This is a genomic window from Acidovorax sp. LjRoot117, from assembly GCF_964252695.1.
GTDB lineage: Bacteria > Pseudomonadota > Gammaproteobacteria > Burkholderiales > Burkholderiaceae_C > Acidovorax.
The window spans coordinates 34,237-53,721 of sequence record NZ_CAXUPO020000004.1 but is presented as its reverse complement, the minus strand read 5'-3'; the positions used below and the strand labels follow the sequence as shown (position 1 = coordinate 53,721).

Annotated in this window: 21 protein-coding genes; 8 read left to right on the top strand and 13 right to left on the bottom strand. The window is 69.0% G+C overall.

All coding sequences use genetic code 11. The features are described from left to right. Positions 1-48: 48 nt before the first annotated feature. Positions 49-4,023 (bottom strand): WG repeat-containing protein, encoded by a 3,975-nt coding sequence (locus ACSQ3D_RS13470; protein ID WP_436127253.1) that lies wholly within the window; start codon positions 4,021-4,023, stop codon positions 49-51. A 242-nt stretch (positions 4,024-4,265) separates the two neighbouring features. Between ACSQ3D_RS13470 and ACSQ3D_RS13465 the strand changes: the two genes are divergently transcribed. The 5 genes from ACSQ3D_RS13465 to ACSQ3D_RS13445 all read left to right on the top strand — a co-directional run bounded on the left by ACSQ3D_RS13465 (position 4,266) and on the right by ACSQ3D_RS13445 (position 7,713). Continuing rightward, positions 4,266-4,679 carry a YciI family protein gene (locus ACSQ3D_RS13465; RefSeq protein ID WP_436127252.1) on the top strand — a complete coding sequence of 138 codons (414 nt, stop codon included), beginning with the start codon at positions 4,266-4,268 and terminating at the stop codon, positions 4,677-4,679. A 29-nt stretch (positions 4,680-4,708) separates the two neighbouring features. Next, a complete protein-coding gene (locus ACSQ3D_RS13460) occupies positions 4,709-5,248 on the top strand; it encodes an SRPBCC family protein (RefSeq protein WP_436127251.1) in 540 nt (179 codons plus the stop codon). A 65-nt stretch (positions 5,249-5,313) separates the two neighbouring features. Next, positions 5,314-5,721 (top strand): VOC family protein, encoded by a 408-nt coding sequence (locus ACSQ3D_RS13455; protein ID WP_056171573.1) that lies wholly within the window; start codon positions 5,314-5,316, stop codon positions 5,719-5,721. A gap of 19 nt (positions 5,722-5,740) precedes the next feature. Then, positions 5,741-7,033: an RNA polymerase sigma factor gene (locus tag ACSQ3D_RS13450; RefSeq protein ID WP_436127250.1), complete on the top strand. Its 1,293-nt coding sequence runs from the start codon at positions 5,741-5,743 to the stop codon at positions 7,031-7,033. A 155-nt stretch (positions 7,034-7,188) separates the two neighbouring features. Further along, entirely contained in the window at positions 7,189-7,713 is a 525-nt protein-coding gene (locus ACSQ3D_RS13445; RefSeq protein ID WP_436127249.1) for a GFA family protein, read from the top strand. Positions 7,714-7,835: 122 nt separating this feature from the next. On the opposite strand, the gene ACSQ3D_RS13440 is transcribed toward ACSQ3D_RS13445, so the two are convergent. The 3 genes from ACSQ3D_RS13440 to ACSQ3D_RS13430 all read right to left on the bottom strand — a co-directional run bounded on the left by ACSQ3D_RS13440 (position 7,836) and on the right by ACSQ3D_RS13430 (position 9,426). Next, the gene (locus tag ACSQ3D_RS13440) at positions 7,836-8,339 is read right to left on the bottom strand and encodes a reverse transcriptase-like protein (protein ID WP_436127248.1); all 504 of its coding nucleotides are present in this window, start codon (positions 8,337-8,339) and stop codon (positions 7,836-7,838) included. 48 nt (positions 8,340-8,387) lie between these two features. Further along, complete coding sequence (locus tag ACSQ3D_RS13435) at positions 8,388-8,657, bottom strand: DUF3297 family protein (protein ID WP_436127247.1); 270 nt, start codon at positions 8,655-8,657, stop codon at positions 8,388-8,390. 157 nt (positions 8,658-8,814) lie between these two features. Further along, positions 8,815-9,426 carry a 3'-5' exonuclease gene (locus tag ACSQ3D_RS13430; protein WP_436127246.1) on the bottom strand — a complete coding sequence of 204 codons (612 nt, stop codon included), beginning with the start codon at positions 9,424-9,426 and terminating at the stop codon, positions 8,815-8,817. A gap of 227 nt (positions 9,427-9,653) precedes the next feature. Here ACSQ3D_RS13430 and ACSQ3D_RS13425 point away from each other — a divergent pair, with 227 nt between their 5' ends. Next, positions 9,654-9,938 (top strand): hypothetical protein, encoded by a 285-nt coding sequence (locus tag ACSQ3D_RS13425; protein WP_436127245.1) that lies wholly within the window; start codon positions 9,654-9,656, stop codon positions 9,936-9,938. Positions 9,939-10,002: 64 nt separating this feature from the next. Here ACSQ3D_RS13425 and ACSQ3D_RS13420 read toward each other — a convergent pair whose 3' ends face one another. From ACSQ3D_RS13420 to dinG, 7 genes are all read right to left on the bottom strand, one after another. Further along, positions 10,003-11,367 (bottom strand): extracellular catalytic domain type 1 short-chain-length polyhydroxyalkanoate depolymerase, encoded by a 1,365-nt coding sequence (locus tag ACSQ3D_RS13420; protein ID WP_436127244.1) that lies wholly within the window; start codon positions 11,365-11,367, stop codon positions 10,003-10,005. A 38-nt stretch (positions 11,368-11,405) separates the two neighbouring features. Continuing rightward, positions 11,406-11,834, bottom strand: coding sequence for a hypothetical protein (locus tag ACSQ3D_RS13415; protein ID WP_056171770.1), 429 nt, complete (start codon positions 11,832-11,834; stop codon positions 11,406-11,408). A gap of 176 nt (positions 11,835-12,010) precedes the next feature. Then, positions 12,011-12,274 carry a hypothetical protein gene (locus tag ACSQ3D_RS13410; protein ID WP_370633634.1) on the bottom strand — a complete coding sequence of 88 codons (264 nt, stop codon included), beginning with the start codon at positions 12,272-12,274 and terminating at the stop codon, positions 12,011-12,013. 74 nt (positions 12,275-12,348) lie between these two features. Continuing rightward, positions 12,349-12,855, bottom strand: coding sequence for a pyridoxamine 5'-phosphate oxidase family protein (locus ACSQ3D_RS13405; protein ID WP_056410764.1), 507 nt, complete (start codon positions 12,853-12,855; stop codon positions 12,349-12,351). Between the two features lie 118 nt (positions 12,856-12,973). Continuing rightward, the gene (locus ACSQ3D_RS13400; protein WP_200926941.1) at positions 12,974-13,459 is read right to left on the bottom strand and encodes a macro domain-containing protein; all 486 of its coding nucleotides are present in this window, start codon (positions 13,457-13,459) and stop codon (positions 12,974-12,976) included. A gap of 6 nt (positions 13,460-13,465) precedes the next feature. Continuing rightward, on the bottom strand, positions 13,466-13,825 hold the full coding sequence (locus tag ACSQ3D_RS13395) for a zinc ribbon domain-containing protein YjdM (RefSeq protein WP_056171551.1): 360 nt from the start codon (positions 13,823-13,825) through the stop codon (positions 13,466-13,468). 49 nt (positions 13,826-13,874) lie between these two features. Next, complete coding sequence (gene dinG / locus ACSQ3D_RS13390) at positions 13,875-16,055, bottom strand: ATP-dependent DNA helicase DinG (protein WP_436127243.1); 2,181 nt, start codon at positions 16,053-16,055, stop codon at positions 13,875-13,877. A gap of 161 nt (positions 16,056-16,216) precedes the next feature. On the opposite strand from dinG, the gene ACSQ3D_RS13385 reads away from it, so the two are divergent. Then, positions 16,217-16,504: a hypothetical protein gene (locus ACSQ3D_RS13385; RefSeq protein ID WP_056171548.1), complete on the top strand. Its 288-nt coding sequence runs from the start codon at positions 16,217-16,219 to the stop codon at positions 16,502-16,504. A 169-nt stretch (positions 16,505-16,673) separates the two neighbouring features. On the opposite strand, the gene ACSQ3D_RS13380 is transcribed toward ACSQ3D_RS13385, so the two are convergent. Beyond that, positions 16,674-17,051: a hypothetical protein gene (locus ACSQ3D_RS13380; protein WP_436127242.1), complete on the bottom strand. Its 378-nt coding sequence runs from the start codon at positions 17,049-17,051 to the stop codon at positions 16,674-16,676. On the opposite strand from ACSQ3D_RS13380, the gene ACSQ3D_RS13375 reads away from it, so the two are divergent. Further along, a complete protein-coding gene (locus ACSQ3D_RS13375; protein ID WP_436127241.1) occupies positions 17,044-17,547 on the top strand; it encodes a hypothetical protein in 504 nt (167 codons plus the stop codon). The two genes, ACSQ3D_RS13380 and ACSQ3D_RS13375, sit on opposite strands and share 8 nt — an antisense overlap. On the opposite strand, the gene ACSQ3D_RS13370 is transcribed toward ACSQ3D_RS13375, so the two are convergent. After that, positions 17,544-19,424, bottom strand: a complete 1,881-nt coding sequence (locus ACSQ3D_RS13370) for a B12-binding domain-containing radical SAM protein (RefSeq protein WP_436127451.1) — start codon at positions 19,422-19,424, stop codon at positions 17,544-17,546. The two genes, ACSQ3D_RS13375 and ACSQ3D_RS13370, sit on opposite strands and share 4 nt — an antisense overlap. Positions 19,425-19,485 lie beyond the last annotated feature (61 nt).

Below are 19,485 nucleotides of genomic sequence, written 5' to 3'. Positions count from 1 at the left end.
CATACCAGGGCGCCACGTCCAGATATGCGGACACAGAGCGTGCCAGGGTCAGTCTTTCTCCCCCCGCGCCGCCAACGCCAGACCCACACGCCGGTACAAACGCCTCCACCCGAACACATACACCACGACCACGATGGCCGTCACGGCCAGCGGCGCGCTGGCGGGCGTGGCAAAGAGGAAGCGCCAGGCCCAGTACGCGTCGGCAAAGCCCATGAGTGCAAAGGTGAGCAGCCCCATCCACGGCCCTTCGGCGCGCCAGGCGGCCACCGACACGAAGGTGTGGCCGACCAGTGCGGCCAGGCCCAGCAGCAGGTTGGTCACCAGCGCCAGCACCGCGCGCTGCTCGAACCAGCCGGCCAGGCCGCGCAGCGTGGGCGGTTCGCTGGATCGGGCGGTCACGGCGGCCTGCACCATGAATGCGGCCACCATGCCCTTGTGCTGCAGGCGGCGTGCCGCGGTGTCCTGGCCCTTGAGGGCGGACTCGACGAGGCGGCGGCTCAGCCAGTGGCCGGCTCCGCTGGATCGGGGGCTCTCGTCGTCATCCTCCTCCCTGTCGCGCGGCAGGCGTGCGGCGGCTTCCTGGGCGTCGCTGCGCAGGGGTTCGGGCACATGCTCCAGGGCGCTGTGGCTGTCGCGCAGCGCATGGGCGCAGACCGCCACGGTGCGCAGCGCGGGCGGCACCTCGGCCAGGCGCCAGCCGCTGTCCTGCACATGCGCAATGCAGGCGTCCTCGCCCAGCATGTCGGCAGGAATCTGGTCGAACGCTTTCACGCCCTGCCGCAGGGCTGCCGCGTACCGCGCGGGCGTCATCAGGCGCTTGGGCACGAAGCGCACCGTGTCTTCGTCGGCCGCCAGGGCGGCATCGACCATGGCGTGGGTGATGCGTTCGCGCGGCACGTCGGCCAGCGTGCGCGGGTGGGAGACCAGCTGTGCGATCAGCGTGGCGTCATCGGCCGCGTGGGCCTGGGCTTGGGCTTGGGCCAGGGACTGCAGCCAGCGCGTGTCCTCATCGCTGTCCCATTGCGCGGTGTAGGGCGACTGCAGCGACAGCACGGTCGAGGCTTCCAGCGCCGCCTCCTGCGTGCGGCCCAGGGAGCGCAAGGCGCTCGCCAGGATGTAGTGCGCATGCTCTGCGTGGCGCACGCGGCCTTGGCCCAGTCGGGCGTCGCCTATCGCGCCTTCGTGGTCGCCGGCCCACAGCCGCGCCCAGGCGCGCTGCACGTGCCAGTGGCTGCCTTCGCGCGGCTCGCCATCCTGGCGCGCCTGCGCGAGGTCGTCGTCGATCAGCCGCGTGGTCACCGCCTCGCGCAGCGCATCGGGCACTGCGGGGAACATGTCCCAGCGGTCCTGCAGCGCGGCCACGCACACCTCGGTGGTGCGCAGCGGCGCAGGGATCTTGTCCAGCGACAGGCCGTTGGCGCGCGCCGACGCCAGGCACAGCGCGGGCGTGAGCATGTCGGCGGGAATGTGCTCGATCAGGCAGCCGTAGTCGTGCCGCACGGCGCGCTCGGCCAGTGCGGGCGTTATCTTGCGCGGGTCGATGTAGCTGATGTTGTAGATGTCGGCCTGCAGCGCGGCCTGCTCCACCGCATCGGTGCGCAGCCAGTGCGCCAGGTCCTTGAGCGGCGCCTGGGCGCGCACGGCCTTGAGCGCCAGCTCGGGCGTGAGCAGGCTGCCCCACACGTCGCACAGGCTGTTGTGGTCCCAGGCGGTGGGGATGCGGCTGTTGCGCTCGTCGCGCCAGTCCCACTCGGGCTGGCCGGCATACAGGCTGCGGGCCAGGGCCAGCGCTTCGGCGGTCATGCATTCGGGCGGGATGTCCGCCGCCTCGCGCAGGCCGCGGCGCACCAGGGCTGCGAGCCGCGCGGGCGTCTGCCAGGCGGGGGGCACGGACTCCAGCGCCGCGACGTTCGCGGCCAGCGCGGCGTCCACCAGGGCATCGTCCAGCCATTCAGCCGGCACGTGGGCGATGGCGTAGCGGTCGTCCTGCACAGCGCGCAGCCAGTCTTCGTGGGTCTGGGGCCGCGGCGTGTCGGGCTCGTCATCGTGCGGCTGGCTGTGCGGTAGCGCCGGGCCATCGCTGGCCGGGCCTTTACGCATGTCGCTCTGGGCGGGCAGCGCGACCGGCGTGGCGGGGGCTGCCGTGCGGGTGCGCTGCGCCAGCTGCAGCGCATCGATGCTGGGCGCGGCCATGAGCCACAGCTCCCACCACACGTCGCCGTCGCCGGAGTCCGAGTGCTTGTACAGCGTGAGCCATTGTTCGCGCGCTTCGTGCAGCGCGCCGCTGTCGCCCGGCAGCGGCTTGGCCAGCGCCACGGGCCAGGCCTGGGTGTACTCGCCCCGGCGGTGCCACGGGGCGGCGTGCTCCGGGTTGGGGTCGGCGGCGCCCAGGCGCTCGGTCAGCTGCTGCACCATGGCCACGCGGGCTTCGTCGACCGCGCGGTTGAGGTCGGTGCACAGGAATTCGTACGGCCCGTTGTGCGACTCGCTCAGGTAGGCGCGCATCACGCGGCGCACGACCACCGTGCGGTCGGCCTGTACCTGGCCGGGCTCCTGGTCTTCGTCGGAATCACCGTCGTCGCCATCGCCGTCCTCACCGTCCACGGGCCCGTCGGGCGCGAGTGCATCGCCCGCGGCCAGTCGGTGCAGCCGCGCCTCCGCGTCGGCCAGCAGGTCCAGTGCCAGGGGCACGATGCCGTCCAGCGTTTCCAGGTTTTCGAGGTGGTCGGTCAGCGGCGCGTTGAAGAACGGGCCCGGGGGCCAGCAGTTCTCGCGCACGCCGCTGCGCCACAGCGGTGTGCCGGCTGCATCGAGCAGCGCCACCTGCTGCCCGTCGTAGTGGGCGCGCCAGGTGATGGCCCCTTCGCCGTCGATGAAGGCCAGCTGCCCGTCGCGCGTGAGAAAAGGCACCAGCGGCGTGTCCGGCGGGTGCGCCACCATCCAGCCGTCGCCATCGGTCAGCGGCTCCAGCAGGTGCTCGGGCGCGGGCACGAAGCGGCCCTCGGGGTGCAGCAGGCCCCAGTGCGCCGGGGCGGTGGCACCGCTGCGGGCGGCGGCGGTGCGTGCCACGGCATAGCAGCTCTCGGTCGAAAAATCCGTGCCGTAGCTCAGCGGCGGGGTGGGAAGCGGCGTGCCGTCCGCCATGAGGAAGCTCGTGCCATCGTAGCTGTTGGCGGCCACGCCGCACGCCATGCGCGGCGAGAGGTGGCGCCCGCCCTTGACCACCACCTTGCCGCGTTCATTGAGGTAGCCGTGGCCGTTGTCCCAGGCGTTGGGTTCGTCGAAGAAGGCCAGGCCCTCGGCGTTGAAGGCGTCGATGCGCGGGTAGCGCGGCTGCAGCACACAGTGGCCCTTGGCGTCGATGAGGCCGTAGAGGTCTCCGTCCAGCGTGGCCGCGGTCGTGGCCGACTCGCCAAAGGGCCGCGCGTCGCGAAAGCGCGGCTCGATCACCCAGCGGCCCGTGCCGTCCACGAAGCCGTGGGTGCGCTCGTTGCGGGACTTCTTCCACAGCGTGGCGCGCGCCAGGCCGTTGGCACCGAAAGCGCCCAGCTCATGAAAGACCTCGTCGCAGGTGGTGCGGCCGGTGCGGTTGATGATGCGCCAGGCATCCGGCCCCACCTGCACCGCGCTCAAGCCGTGGCGAAACGGCTGGGCATTGTCGAAGGCAGGCGGGATGACCACCGCGCCGGTCAGGTCGATGAAGCCCCAGCGCCCGCCATCGCAAAAGCGCGCCAGGCCGTCTTCGGAAAAGCTGCGGGCGTTGTGCAGCGTGGGCGGCACGCGCCAGCGGCCCTCACCGTCGATATAGCCCCACAGCCCGTGGGCGGCCCGGGCCGCGCCGATCCATCCTCCGCGGCCGTCGGCCCAGAAACGCAGCACCTCGGCCAAGCCCTCGGGCGGCACCACCGCCCGGCCCGGGTGGACGATGAGCACTGCCAGGGTCTGGTGGCTGGGTTCCAGCGGAATGCTGGCCAGCCACGGGGGTGTCGGTTCGGTGTCGTTGTTGTTGCTGTCGCTGGTCATTGTTGGTGGGGGTCCCTCGCGGGGCATCCTAACGATGCATCCAGGTGCGGCCGGTAACCATTTGCACGGCTTGGCAGATACGCCACAGCAGCCCCTTGCGCAGGGGCGCGCAGAGTTTTTTTCTACGTAGAAACCCGCAATCTGCCGACAGCGTGTCGATCTGGCGCAGGTTCGTTCGTCGTGCAGATGAAGGCCGGCCATTCGCTGCGGCCCGCACCCCGAACCCTTGCCAGGAGAACCCCATGCGATTCATGATCATCGTGAAAGCCACCGCCGAGTCCGAGCGCGGCGACATGCCCACTGAACCCCTGATGGCCGCCATGGCCCGCTACCACGAGGAGCTGGCGCAGGCCGGCGTGCTGCTGGACGGCAGCGGCCTCCAACCCAGCGCGCAGGGCTGGCGCGTGCACTACGGTGCCGCCGGTGCACGGACCGTCACCGACGGCCCGTTCACCGAGACCAAGGAGCTCATCACCGGGTACACGCTGATCCAGGTGCGCAACCGCGACGAGGCGCTGGAATGGACGCGCCGCTTTCCCAACCCCCGCGGCGAGGGCCTGGCGGCCGAGATCGAGGTGCGCCCCCTGTACGAGATGGAGGACTTCGCCGCCGTGCAGGGCGTGGAGCACTTTCGCGAACTAGAAGCCCGCGGCTGACACGCCCCGCCTGCCCCGGAGCCATCACCATGATCAAGACCATCGCCCTCGTGCTGCTCGCCGCCCTGGCGCTGCTGCTGGCCTACGCTGCCACCCGCCCCGACACCTTCCGCGTGGAACGCAGCCGTGTGATCACCGCCCCGCCCGAGCGCGTCTACGCACTCATCCAGGACCTGCGCCAGTTCAACACCTGGAATCCATACGAACGCAAGGACCCCGCCATCCAGGGTGAGTACAGCGCCACCACCGCCGGCCCCGGCGCGCGCTACGCCTGGCAGGGCGACAAGGTGGGCACCGGCAGCATGGAGATCGTGGAGGCATCGGCGCCCCGCCGCGTGGGCATGAAGCTCGACTTCGTCAAGCCCTTCGAAGCCCACAACCAGGTCGAGTTCACGCTGCAGCCCGAAGGCGCGGGCGCCACCCGCGTCACCTGGGCCATGCAGGGCCCCGTGCCCTACCTCGCCAAGATCGCGCACCTGGTCTTCAACATGGACCGCATGGTGGGGCAGGACTTCGAGGACGGCCTGGCCAACCTGCAGGCCGTGGCGCTGGGCCAACCCGCAGCGTGAAACCCGCCACCCCTTTGCCAAAGCTTTCGTTTCCCTTTACCTTCACACCCCTTCAGGAACCTCTCATGCACCAACAAATCTTCGTGAACCTGCCCATCGAGAACATGGCCCGCTCGCAGGCGTTTTTTCGCGCCCTGGGCTATGAGTTCAACCCCGACTTCACCAACGAACAGGGTGCCTGCCTGGTGGTGGGCGAGAATCTTTTTGTGATGCTGCTGGTCAAGGACTTCTACCAGACCTTCACCAGCAAGGCGATCGCCGATGCGCGCACCACGTCGGAAGTGCTGCTGTGCTTCTCGTGCGATAGCCGCGAAGAGGTCGACGCCCTGGTGGCCAAGGCTGTGGCGGCCGGCGGCACCTCGCCCCGCCCGGGGCAGGACCTGGGCTTCATGTACTCGCGCAGTTTTGACGACCTCGATGGCCACAGCTGGGAATTCGTGCACATGGTGGATGCCAGCAAGGCGCTGGGCTGAGCGTTCACCGAGGCCACCGATGCACGACCCCCGCAGTCCCGATGCCGATGCCCTGCACCGCACCATCGATGCCGTCTGGCGCATCGAGGCCGCCCGCGTCATCGCCAGCGTGGCGCGCATGACGCGCGACGTGGGGCGGGCCGAAGAGCTGGCGCAGGACGCGCTGGTGGCCGCGCTGGAGCACTGGCCCGCCACCGGCCTGCCCGCCAACCCGGCGGCATGGCTCATGACCACGGCCAAGCGCCGCGCCATCGACCACCTGCGCCAGCAGGCCCTGCACGCGCGCGAGCACGAGGCGCTGGGCAAGGACCTGGAGGCGCTCGAAGCCCAGTACGCACCCGACGTGGTGGACATGCTGGTCGCCGCGCAGCAGGACGATATCGGCGACGACCTGCTGCGCCTCATCTTCACCGCCTGCCACCCGGTGCTGCCCACCGAGGCGCGCGTGGCGCTCACGCTGCGGCTGCTGGGGGGCCTGACCACGGCCGAGATCGCACGGGCGTTTCTGGTGCCCGAGCCCACGGTCGCGCAGCGCATCGTGCGGGCCAAGCGCAGCCTGTCGGCCGCCCACGTGCCCTTCGAGGTACCCGGCGAGGCCGAGCGCGCGCCGCGCCTGGCCTCGGTGCTGGAAGTCATCTACCTGGTCTTCAACGAAGGCTATGCCGCCACGGCGGGCGACGACTGGATGCGCCCCGCGCTGTGCGGTGAGGCCCAGCGCCTGGTGCGCGTGCTGGCCAGCCTGGTGCCCGACGAGCCCGAGGTGCAGGGCCTGGTGGCGCTGCTGGAGATCCAGGCCTCGCGCCTGCCCGCACGCACCGATGGCGAAGGCAAACCCGTGCTGCTGATGGACCAGGACCGCGCGCGGTGGGACCAGCTGCTGGTGCGCCGGGGCCTGGCCGCCCTGGACAAGGCCGAACAGCTGGCGCGCGCAGGCCTTGCCTGGGGGCCCTACGCCCTGCAGGGCGCCATCGCTGCGTGCCATGCGCGCGCCCGGCGCGCCGAGGACACCGACTGGGCCCACATCGTGGCGCTGTACGACGCGCTGGTGCAGGTGGCGCCCTCGCCCGTCGTGGCGCTGAACCGCGCCGTGGCCGTGGGCATGGCCGAAGGCCCGGCGGCGGCGCTGCGCCTGGTGGACGACATCGCGGCTAACCCTGTGCTGGCCCAGTACCACTGGCTGCCCAGCGTGCGCGGCGACCTGCTGGCCAAGCTGGGCCGCGTGGCCGAGGCGCGTGTGGAATTCGAGCGTGCAGCGGGCCTCACGCGCAACGCGCAGGAGAAGGCCCTGCTGCTGGCGCGCGCGGGTGGCTGACAGGCGTCGCGCCGCATGCGCCCATCCACCCGCGCTCTAACGCGCCTCGCAGGCGCTCAGCGGCCGTCGTGGCAGCGGGTGCGGGTAGCGCGTGATTTTGTGGCGCGTTTTCGCCAGAATGGGGCCATCCCGGGCCACCCCATCATCGCTGCGCCATGACACACTCCGACACCGCGTCGTTCCCCCTGGAAGGCGGCTGCGCCTGCCGACACGTCCGCTACCGCATGCTCACCGCACCGCTGTTCGTGCACTGCTGCCACTGCCGCTGGTGCCAGCGCGAGAGTGGTGCGTCGTTTGCGCTGAACGCCATGATCGAGTCCGACCGCATGGCGCTGCAGGTGGGCGCGGTCGATCTGGTGGACACACCGTCGGACAGCGGCTTCGGCCAGAAGATCGCGCGCTGCCCGCACTGCCGCGTGGCGGTGTGGAGTCATTACTCCGGCGCGGGCCCGCTGGTGGCCTTTGTGCGCGTGGGCACGCTGGACGCGCCCGACCTGTTGCCGCCCGACATCCACATCTACACCCAGTCCAAACAGCCCTGGGTGGTGCTGCCGCCCGGCACTCCCGCCGTGCCTGAGTACTACGAGCGCGACACCCACTGGCCGCCCGACAGCCTGGCACGCCGCCAGGTGCTGCTGCCGAGGATCACGGCGTACCGGGAGGCGCTGGGGCTGGATTGAGGGGGCCTGGGGTTTCGCACACAGAACGTGTCACGCGGGACTTGTCTTCACGCTCTCTTCCCTTGCGGGAGAGGGAACAAGGCAGGGGCGCGTGCAGATGGCATGCGCCAGCCCCCGGCTCCTCACCGCCGCTTCTGTCGTTTCTTCTTCGTCCGGGTGTGATGCCCCGTGGACGGCTTCGGCGCCAACCCCAGCGCGCCACGTGCCAGCGCATCGGCCTGACCGTTGCGATGGCGTGGAATCCACTGCACGCTCACATCGCCGCAGGCCTGCATCATCGCGCGCACTTCATCGAACAAGCCTGCCAGCCTGGCGATAGGCGGCACGGGCAAGCTGTTGGAGGACCGATCGGCGCCCAGCTGCTCCACCAGCACGCTGCTGTCGCTGTAGACCACCACGGCGCTGCCGGCGGCACCATCCTGGTCCTGCAGCCAGCGCAGCGCCAGGGCCAGCGCCCGCAGCTCGGCTTCGTTGTTGCAGCCGGTGAAGGTGGTGGCCTCGGACAGCTGCTGCGCCACTGTGCCATCGGGCGCGCGCACCACGGCACCTAGGCCCATGCGCCCCGGGTTAGGCACGGCGCTGCCGTCGCAATGGATCACCCAGGGGGCGGCGTTGTCGTCAGGCATGGCCAATGCGCGGCAGAGGGCAGCGCGGCGCAGTTGCCCGGGAGCATGTCACTTGTAGAAAGCCTCGACCTTGCCCTTGAGCTTGATCATCAACGGTTGGCCCTTGCGGTCCACCGTCTTGCCCGCAGGCACCTTCACCCAGCCCTCGCTGACGCAGTATTCCTCCACATCGGTGCGGTCCTTGCCGTTGAAGCGGATGCCGATGTCATGCTGGAACACCGCAGCCACGTGGTGCGGGCTGCGCGGGTCCACGCTCAGGTGGTCGGGGAGTGCGGGGCGGTCGGTGGCGGTCGTGGCGGCGGGAGTGTTGTCGGTCATGCGGTGGTCTGGTTGCAAAGCAAAAGCGCGGATTTTCCGGGATTTGGCCTGCCGCCCGGCCCGGGTGCCCCTGGAGCACGGCAGGAATATGACTAAAAATGCCGCCTGCCGCGCTCTGGTCAAGCACTGCCAGCTATCAAATATGTAGCAAATGTGTTCAGGGCGCCGCGTGCCGCGCCAGCAGCGCGCCCACCGCCGGTTTGGCGCAGCGCTGCACCAACTGCAGCAGCGCGTAGTCCGGCTCGGCCACGCGCCACTGCGTGCGCAGGTCGTACTGGATGCGCGCCAGCAGCGCGGCGGCCATCTCGGCATCGGCGAGCGCCCGGTGGGCCTGGCCGGTGCGCGGCAGGCCGTGGTAGTCCACCAGCGTCCCGAGCTTGTGGCTGGGCGCCTGGGGATACAGGCGCCGCGACAGCAGCACCGTGCACGCGAACGGGTGCGGTGCGGCCACGCCAGCGAGTGCCAATTCTGCCTGCCAGAACTTGCTGTCGAACGACGCGTTGTGCGCCACCATGGGCGCGTCGCCCACAAACCGCGCCGCGTCGGCCATGACGCCTGCGGCATCGGGCGCCGCGTTCACCATGGCGTTGGTGATGCCGGTCAGTTGCGTGATGAATGCCGGAATCCACGCGCCCGTTTTCATCAGGCTCTGAAAGCGGTCCACCACCTGGCCTTTTTCCAGCAGCACGATGGCCACTTCGGTCGCGCGTGCGCCCTGGCCGGGCGAGACGCCGGTGGTTTCAAAGTCGATGACGGCGATGGGGGGCATGGGGGTGGAGGCGAAAAGGAAGGATTGTGCCCCCGTGCTGGCTACACGTTCCGCCAGCCCATGCGTGCTTTGTGCCTAACCCCCGGATGTCTGGAGTGCGGCTTTGTGCTGGGCCCGGCGTGGCGCCGTGTAATCGCTTGTCATCGCCATTCCGATCTCGCCTGCCTACATTGGCTCTCCGGGCCTGGCACGTCGCCGGGCTTTCCTCAACTTCCAGGAGATCCTCTATGCCTATTACCGTCAACATCGCCCAAGACTCCACTCGGGAGATCGATCTTGGCAATTCCACCGGCATGCGCATTGCCGCCCCTGTCGCCCAGGCCAGCGTGCATGTGGACTACCAGCATCCAGCCGGCTCCGGCAACTACAGCAGCGCCATCAAGGGATCAGCCGGTTATGGCAATCCATTCACCGTCCTTGCTGGCGGAACCAAGAACGTTCTCAAGAGTGATCTGGAATCCGAGCATGTCAGGGTCGGCGCCCGGAATGCCAACATCACCGTGACCTATTGAGGCAGCTGCAGCCCGTCGCCAAGACGCGGCGCGCGCTCTCGCACCCGGGGCATGTGCCCCGGTGTCAACCCTGGGGCGCGAGCCGCTGCTCCAGAAAGAACCGCAGCATCTCGCCCGTGGCATCCACCCCGCGCGGATCGGTGTGGCTGCCCTGCGCGTTGCCGCCGGCCCAGGCGTGGCCCGCGCCGTGCAGCACCCAGTGCTCTGCGATCACTGCGCCGGTACCCCCTGCGCCATCCCTGGTCGTCGCACGGCGGCGGTGCACGGTGCGCGTGTAGCCCTGCCCGCTGGCAGACCGGCCTGGCTGCACGCTGGTGTCCAACGCCGCGGCACCGCCAGCCACGGCGCCCAGTGCGGCTTGCACCACCTGCTCGCCATTGCGCGCACTGACCGTGGGGTCGGCATCGCCATGGAAGACGATCACCGGTGTGACCGGCTGGCCCGGTGCTGCCGCCGCGGTGCCGCGGGGGTTGGGCTTGGCGCCCGTCTTCATGGCCGACAGTGCGCCCATCACGTTGTGTGCGGCGCCGGCCGAGAGGCCCGAGTGCACGCCCATGGCGGCGAACACGTCGGGGTACTCGCGGCCCAGCAAGGCGGCCATGGCGCCGCCGGCCGACAGGCCAGCGACGTAAACACGCGCCGCGTCCACCGGGTGGCGTGCCATCACGTCGCGCACCATGGCCACCAGCAGTGCGGGCTCGCCGCTGCCGCGGCGCTGGTCTTCGGGGCGGAACCAGTTCCAGCAGCCGTTGGGGTTGGCGCTGTTCGGCTGCGCGGGGTACAGCACCAGTGCGTTGGCGGGTGCGGCAGCGTGGTTCATGCCGGTGCCGGTGGCAAAGTCCGTGGGGTTTTGTGTACAGCCATGCAGCATCAGCACCAGGGGCATGGGCGTGCCGGTGGCCGCGCCGGGCGGCACGTACAGGTGGTAGTGGTGCAGGTTGTGCGGCGCGCCGGGGTGGCTGAAGGCCACGCGGGTGACGCTGCCCGGTGCCTCGGCGCTGGCGGAGTTGCGCGCCGGTCCAGCCTTTGAGGGGCCCGAGGGCGTTGCAAAGTGCGCAGTGGATGGAGCGCTGGCTGGGCTGGCTTGCCCGGTGCTCGCGCTCTGGTGGCCTGTGTGGTCGGTGGCGGCGCGGCCCTCGCCGGGGCGGGTCTCTCGCTCGATGACCACGGCGTCTTCCACATCCTGCGCCACGCCGGTGCGCCACGGCGTGGCGGTGCGAAAGCTGGCACCGGGCGCTGGCGGCTGCCCCGCGGTGGTGCTGGGGGCGGGGGCATTCGGTGTGCCAGGGGTGCCTTGCGCCGCGGCAGGCGCCGTCGCTGGTTGGCCCAGCGCCTGTTGAATGGCCCGGGTGGCATCCGCCAGATGGCCGGTGCGCACCAGCTGGGTGGCTTCACCCATCAGTTGCTTGAGTTTGTGGTTCCAGTCCATCGGGGTTCCTTGGGGTTGTGGGGTGGGCGGCGCTGCCGTCAGTGGATGCGCCCGGCCAGCGCCGCCTTGACGGCGGTGCTGGCATGAAAGGCACCCAGCACCGTGACGGAGGCGATGGTGGCCTCCGCCAGCGGGGCGGGTACGTCGTTATCGATGCTGACAAGGCCCAGCACGCGGATCTCCAGCACCTGCCCTGCCGCCTGCACGGCTTCCAGCTCGGCGCGGCCGAATCGCTGCAGACCGAGCACAAGCATCTTGCGGGCCACCACCTGCCGCACGGCGTCGCCCTGGGCGGTCAGCTGGTTGCGGATGGCCGTGCGGATGAAGTCCGTGCGGTTGGCATAAAAGCCTTCGGACACCAGCAGGTCGATGTGGCCCAGGTCCACGAACCCCAGGTTGATGGTGATTTTTTCCGAATCGGGGACTTTGCCGCGCACGGCCACGGGTGCAGGTGGGGTGGATGCCATGGTACTCTCGGTCGTTGAGTTACCATCCAAATGGATGTTTATTGGATGGTTTATGGATGTCATTTGGATGGCTTCGACATCTTTTCAAGAGCTCGTCCCCAAATAAAAAAGAGCCCGGAGGCTCTTTTCGTAGCGGGCCATGGAAACCCGGATGTGGAGCGCTGCGCTGCGCCGCCTCAGCCCGCGCCGCGGCTGCCGCCGCCACCGGTGCTGCCTGCGGCACCCCGGCGCGACTGCACCTGGTTGCCGCTGCCGATGTGGGCGTCGCGGTCGTGGCGGCTCTCGGGGGAGCGGCGGCCCTGGTTCAGCTGCGTAGCGGGTTTGTCGCCGGTGCTGTTGTGGGCCTGGGCGACCTTGCCGGAGCCTTCGTTGTCCTGGGTGGTGCGATCGGCGTCGGTACTCATGTCGCCATCGTCACGGCGGTTTTCCTTGCTGCTCATAAAGCCTCCTGGGTGTCGGTGCTGGATGTGGGTGTGCAGGGGTGGCGCGCCGGCGGTGCGGCAGCGCCTGCGGATCAGGACAGGGTCAGTTCCTTGTGCTCGCCCAGCTCGCGCGGGGGCTCGCCGGTGACGGCCGCCTTGGCCATCTTGAACAGCTGGACCATCTTGCTTTCCTTGACGTCCCAGTACTCGGCGTGGCGGATGCGCACGGCCAGCAGGGCCAGGTCGGCATCGTTGTAGCCGCCCGGAAACCAGGCCTTGGCCATGGGCGACCACAGCGCTTCCTTTTGCGCCAGGTCGTCGATGAAGCGGGCCTGGCCCGACAGGGAGACATAGCTGTCGTCGCCGGGGTCGGCATAGGACACGTTGACTTCGCCATCGGTCAGCAGGCGCTCGTACAGCTCGCCGGACTTGGAGATGAAGAAGTACAGCTCGTTGTGCTCATCGATGCTGCGGTTTTGCGTGGTGAGCGGGTGTGCGTGCAGCATGCCCGACGCGGTGCGGTGGGTGAGCATCCCGAAGCGGATGTCCTTGATGAGTTTCCACAGGGTGTCGTGGGCGGGTGTGCTGTTGCTAGGCATGAAAGGGCTCCAGTGCGATGAGGTATGAAGCGACTGTCGGCCCGTTGGCGTGTGCCCGGCGTCGTCTGCCTGCCCGCCTGTGCGTGGGCGCTTGTCTGACATGCGCCGCAGCCCCGCGTCAGCGCCGCGCGGTGTACTTCACGATGGTCACTGCAGCCGCGTAATCCACGCTCTCAAGACTCTGCAGCATCCACTGCAGCGCCTGGTCTGCGCGGGTGCCGCCGGTCCCGCCGCCGATGATCGGAAACGCCACCGACCCGAAGCCATGCTGCTGAACCAACGCCATGGCCGACAGCACCGACTGCTGGATGGAGCGCTGCGACGACACCCACCACAGGCTGATACCCGCCACGTGGATGATGCCCTGGTGGGGCAGCCGGCCTGCCCCCGTCAGCACGGCACCGCCCAGCGGTATGGGGCCATGGCGGGCCAGCTCGCGAAACGGCTGGTACCCGGCCCGCCGCTTGATCGCGCCCGAGACGCCCTGCGGCAGCAGCAACCACCACGGGATGATGTTGCGGTTCCAGGCATTGACGATCACGTCGGCGTGCTGGTCCAGCAGGTCGCCCTCCACCACCTTCACTGCCGCGGTGCTGCGTTGCACTGGGGCTCACGCCTTCTTCAGAAACTCGGACTTCAGCAGCATGCTGCCCAGGTCCGTCTTGCAGTCCACGTTGTGGCCGTCGGCACCGTCCACCAGGCGGATGCTCTTGATCTTGGTGCCCTTCTTGAGCGTCGATGACGAGCCCTTCACCTTGAGGTCCTTCACCAGGATCACCGCATCACCGTCGGCCAGGGGGTTGCCGTTGGCATCGCGCACGGTGGCGTCGCCTGCGTCCGCAGCCTCTTCGTCGGTGGCTGCAGCGGCCTGGGGCCACTCCAGCCCGCAGTCGGGGCACACGTACAGGCTGGCGTCGGGGTAGGTGTTCTCCTGGCCACATTGGGGGCAGGCGGGGGTGGTGTGGGGCATCGGGGTATCAGGTCAGGGAATCGGTGGATGGTCGTCGGGGCCGTTGGCGCTACAGCGGTGCACGCTGCTGCAGTGCAAAGGGCGGCAGGCCCTTGAGCAGGCGCTGGCCGTAGCTCGTACGCATCAGGCGCTTGTCGTAGCAGTACACGTGGGCCTGGTCGTCTTCGGTGCGGATGGCGCGTCCCACCCATTGCGCCAGGCGGATGGCGGTGGCGGGCACCACCAGTTCGCTGAACGGGTCGCGCCCCACGGCGCGCAGCCATTCGGCGCGGGCTTCGCCCACGGGGTCGTCGGGCGGGGCGAACGGCAGCTTGGTGATGAACACCGACTCGCACAGCCGCCCGGGCAAATCCAGCCCTTCACCGAAGGACTGCATGCCGAAGATGACCGAGGGCTCGCCGTTCTCCACCCGCTCGCGGTGGCGCTTGAGCAGCTGCGTGCGCGGCAGCGCGTTCTGCACCAGCACCACGCTGCGCATGGCGGTGGGCAGCGCATCCACGGCCTGGCGCATCTGTTCGCGCGAGGTGAACAGCACCAGCGCGCCGTATTCCACGCGGGCGATGTCGTGCAGCAGCGCATCGACCATCTCGGCCGTGAACTGCGCGGCGTTCTTGGGGTCGGCGCGCGTCTCGGCCGCGATCAGCGTGCCCTGCGCGGCGTAGTTGAAGGGGCTCGGCACCTCCAGCGTGGTCGTGGTCTCGTCGCCGTGCAGGCCCGCTTCGCGCAGGAAGAAGTCGAAATTGCCGCAGCTGTTGAGCGTGGCCGACGTGAGCACCGCGCCGCGCACCGCGTTCCACAGGTGGTTGCGCAGCGTGGTGCCCGGCAGGATGGGGCTGGCGTGCCCCTTGACCACGATGAAGTCGCCGTCGACCTCCAGCGTGAACCACTTGGCGGCCGGCACGAAGCTGCGGTCGGCGCCCGGCGGAGCATCCTGCAGCAGCAGCTGCGCGGTGGCGTGCAGCTCTTCCAGCCGCGGCGCGAGCATGCCGATCTGCGCGTACAGCGTGGACAGGCGCTTGGCCTCTTCCGGCTTGTCGCGCATTTCGGCCCGCAGGGCCTTGCTGATGGCGCGCAGGGCCTCGAGAAACCCGTCGGCGCTGGCGGCCAGCAGGCCCAGCGGTGCGATGAGCGGCTCGGGCAGCTCGCCGCGCGGCACCCGCACGCGCGCCGGGCCCCAGGTGTCCTTCTGGCTCTTGAGCGCCGCGCCGTACACGTCCATCACGATGCGCGCCAGGTCCTGCAGCGTCTGGCGCAGCTGCGCCGCGTGGCGCGGGATGTCGGCAATCTCTTCGACCTCCAGCAGCGCACCGATGCGCAGGCCCCGGCTGGAGAGGCGGTCGATCCAGGTCAGGCGCGACATGTCCATGCTGCACGCGAACTGCTGCAGCGCTGTGGCGGGCAGGTGGTGGGCTTCGTCCAGCACCAGCAGGCAGTTGTCCAGCTCGGGCAGCACGCGCGCGCCCAGCGACGACAGCAGCAGGTCGTGGTTGGCCACGATGACTTGCGCGCCCACCAGCTCCTTGCGCTTGTCGTAGTAGGTGCACTGGCTGAAGGCGGGGCAGTGCTTGCCGGTGCACGATGCGCCCTCGGCCGCCACGGGGCTCCACACCTCGGGCTCGGGCGGGGTCTCCAGGCTGTCGCGGTCGCCGTCCCACGCGCCCTTGGCCAGGGTCTGCGCCATGGCACCGTAGAACTGGATGCGCGCCTCGGTCTCCTGCCGCGGGCGCTTGGCGCGGGCGGCGGCTTCTTCTTCGGCAAACAGATCGTCGTCGTCGGATTCGTCCTCGGCCTCGCCTGTGCCCGCCAGGCGGTCGAGCTTGAGCTTGCACACATAGCGCCCGCGCCCCTTGGCCAGCGCGAACTTGAAGGGCTGGGGCATGAGCGCGGCCAGCGCGGGCAGGTCCTTGTTGACCAACTGCTCCTGCAGCGCCACGGTGGCGGTGGAGATCAGCACCCGCGTGCCGCGCGACAGCGCCAGTGCAATGGCGGGGGCGCAGTAGGCCAGCGACTTGCCCACGCCCGTGCCGGCCTGGATCACCGCGATGGCGCGCGTGGGCGCGGCGGCGTCGCCGTCTTCGCTGTCCACCTTGCCCAGCGTGGCGGAGCTGAATGTGTGCGCCACCTGCTCGGCCATGCGCCGCTGGCCGTGGCGGCTGCGAAAACCCGGGGTGGCCTGCACCACCGCATCGAACGTTTCAAGGGCCTGCGCGGCCCACACCTGTTGAGACATACAGTAGTGTCGCATGCCGCGCGGGCCGCAGATCGGTCACCGCCCCGCGCCGGGTGGGCGCACCCGCCTACATGGGCGCGCGATTGCGCTGCATAGCATGGTGCATCGGCCTCTCAGGCCGCCCCGTCGCAGCGCGACGCCCACCAGTATCCGGAGGCTCCATGGCCCAATCCCCTAGCCAAGAAAAAGACGTCACCCCATCCGCCCCCGTGCCGGCCCGCACCGAGCGCCGCACGAACACCACCAACCCGACAGAGCAGCCCGGCAGCGGCCCCGAAGACCTGGGCGGCCCCGAAGCCCGCCTGCCCCACGAACGCGACCAGTCCACCGACATGACCGACGGCGAACGCCATCCGGAGATCGAGCAGGCGTACAAGGATGTCAAACGCGGGCTGCAGGACACGGACCGCGGGGTGCCTGCGCACAACGCATACCAGAAGCAGAAGTGAGAGCCTGACGCTGAGGTGCTGCAAATTCAATAGCTGCTAGCGCAGTACAGACGAGCGGTAGGGCCGGTTTTTTATCGTTAATTGACCAATGCACTGCCTTGGGTGCAGGGGTGCAACCTGCCGAGTGGTGGCTTGGATGGTGGCTGTAGCGCTGGGGGTAGCGCTTGGGTTATTCCTGCTGCTTGTCGCTGTTGCACTGCGTGCACACCAGGAACTTGAAATCCGTACCGCACGTCAGTGTGCCGATTCCCCCCGGTCTGATCGTCCAGCGGCACTGCTGCAGCGACTGAACCAGCGTGCCTTGAACGTAGCAAGGTGCGAGGTCATGCTCGTCGTGGATGGCGCGGCTGCTGACGACTGCCGCACGGCGGAAGAAATTCTCGATGCGCGCAGGGTCAAGATTAATGTCCGACGGCTGGCACGTGGCCGGACTTTCCGTTTGGAAAGAGCCGATGTCTATCGAGTTGATACCGCTGAAAATGCTGTTGTAGAAAACGGCAACCAGCAGTGTCAAAACGGCCAGTGGCAAAGCGTATCGTGTGATCATTTTTCTAGTCGGTGTGCACCTGACGGCTTTGAACGCCTTGCCCTGCCATCCGGATTCCACGGGCAAAGAAACCAAGCTGCTTGGTAGATTTTTGAAGCAGTGGACGCGACGACCTTTGATTCTCGAACCCGAATGGAATGGGCGTGGGGCTATGGGCTGGGTTGACCGGATAAACCGTTATTTTCTCGACGCCATGGCGCGGCGCCGCACGCGCGCAGGTGTTGTTGCCAGCCCAACAATGCTACCTCTGTCGTCTGAGCTCATGCCCCAACTGCTTCGGCTCGATCTGCTCTCGCACGACGCCTTGATCGGTGAAACCTGGGTTCTGCTGGGCACGCTGGCGGACGGCAGGCAAGCCGCCATCGCAGAGACCGATGCTGGCTGGCAGGCCGTGCGGGACGCGCTCAACAGTAGCGGCCGGCTGAACGAAGCCCTGCATCTGTCAGAGCTGCGGTTGTTGGCGGACCCACACCGCAAGCCCCTGAACCTGATTTAGCCCCGCTCCCGCAGCGCCCGCTCGATCCGATCCCGCTTTACCGTCGTCTTGGGCACCTTGAACGGGAACCACATGCGCACGTCCTCTTCCACCCCGATGCCGTGCATGTAGTTGTAGATCGCCTTCTTGAGGCCCGCGCCCAGCGCATCGTGGTCCACGCCCGTGGGGTCGATGAAGGCCACGTCGTTCTTCGCAAAGTCGCCCGGCGGCAAAGGTGCCAGCGTCACGCCGTACTCTTCGGGGTTCTTGCCGACGGGTGAGTGCACCGTGCACGCAAAGCGGTGGAAGAACCCGCTCTGGATGCAGCCGTTGGCGAACAGCTGGCGCACGTATTCGAGCGCGTCCACCGTGTCCTGCACGGTCTGCGTCGGAAAGCCGTACATCAGGTACGCATGCACCAGGATGCCTGCGTCGGTGAAGGCCTTGGTCACGCGCGCCACCTGGTCCACCGACACGCCTTTTTTCATCAGCTGCAGCAGCCGGTCGGATGCGACTTCCAGGCCGCCCGATATGGCGATGCAGCCGCTGTCGGCCATGAGCTCGGCCAGGTCGGGCGTGAAGGTTTTTTCGAACCGCACATTGCCCCACCAGCTGATGCCGGCGTTGCGCGCGATCAGCTCGGTCGACAGGGCCTTCAGGGCCTTGGGCGGCGCGGCCTCGTCCACGAAGTGAAAGCCCGTCTGCCCCGTCTCGCGGACGATGGCCTCGATGCGGTCGGCCAGCACCTCGGCGCTCGCGCCCTCGTAGCGGCTGATGTAGTCCAGGCTCACGTCGCAGAAGCTGCACTTCTTCCAGTAGCAGCCGTGCGCCACGGTGAGCTTGTTCCAGCGCCCGTCGCTCCACAGCCGGTGCATGGGGTTGAGCATGTCCAGCAGCGACAGATAACGGTCCAGCGGCAGGCCGTCCCAGGTGGGCGTGCCCACTTCGGCGAAGGCCACGTCGGCTTCCATCATGTTGATGTACTGCACCGCGCCATCGCCGCCCTCGCCGTCGTTGCGCACGAAGGTGCGCACCAGGCGCTGGCGGCCGCGCTGGCCCTGCAGGTGCTCCAGCAGCGCCAGCAGCGGGCGCTCGCCCGCGTCCAGCGTCACGAAGTCGATATGGTCGAACACGCGCGGGTCGGCCAGCTCGCGCAGCTCGGTGTTCACGAAGCCGCCGCCCAGCACCGTGGCGATGTGCGGCCAGCGGGCCTTGACGGCCTGCGCGATGCGAAACGCCGCGTACACGGACCCTGGAAACGGTACCGACAGCAGCACCACCGTGGGCTGGTGGCGCTCGATGGCCTCGTGCGTAAGCTGCACCAGCAGGTCATCCACCAGCGTGGGCGGTGCGGCCAGCGCCGTGGCCAGCGGGTCGAACGTGGGCTGGCTGCCCGCGAGCGACTCGGCGTAGCGCACGAACTCGAAGCGCTCGTCCACCGCGTCGCGCAGCACATCGGCCAGGTCGTTCAGGTACAGCGTGGCCAGGTGCTTGGCCTTGTCGTGCAGTCCCAGCGCACCGAACGCCCAGCCCAGCGGGTCGCCGCCTTCGTCGTCCACGTACACGTCCAGCGTCGCAAAGCGCGGCCCCTCGGGCAGGTAGTGCCGCCCGGCGATGCGGTGCGCCAGCGTGCTGTCGCGGCCTTGCAAAAAGGCAATGGCCGGGCCGATGGTGGCCAGGTAGCGGTCCTGCTGCGCGGCAAACGACTGCACGGCCGGGCTGCGCTGCTTGGCAGGTAGGGCCGCCACGCGCGCCGCCACGTCCTTCAGGCCGTCGGGCGACAGAAGCCGCAGCACCAGGGCCAGCGCCAGGTCTTCCTGGAACGCGGTGATGCCGCGCGAGCGCAGAAAGCCCGTGAGGTACGCGGTGGACGGATAGGGCGTGTTCAGCTGCGTCATCGGCGGGATGACGGCGAGCACGCGCGTGCTGGTGGGGGAGAGGGCGGCGGCAGGCATGGTG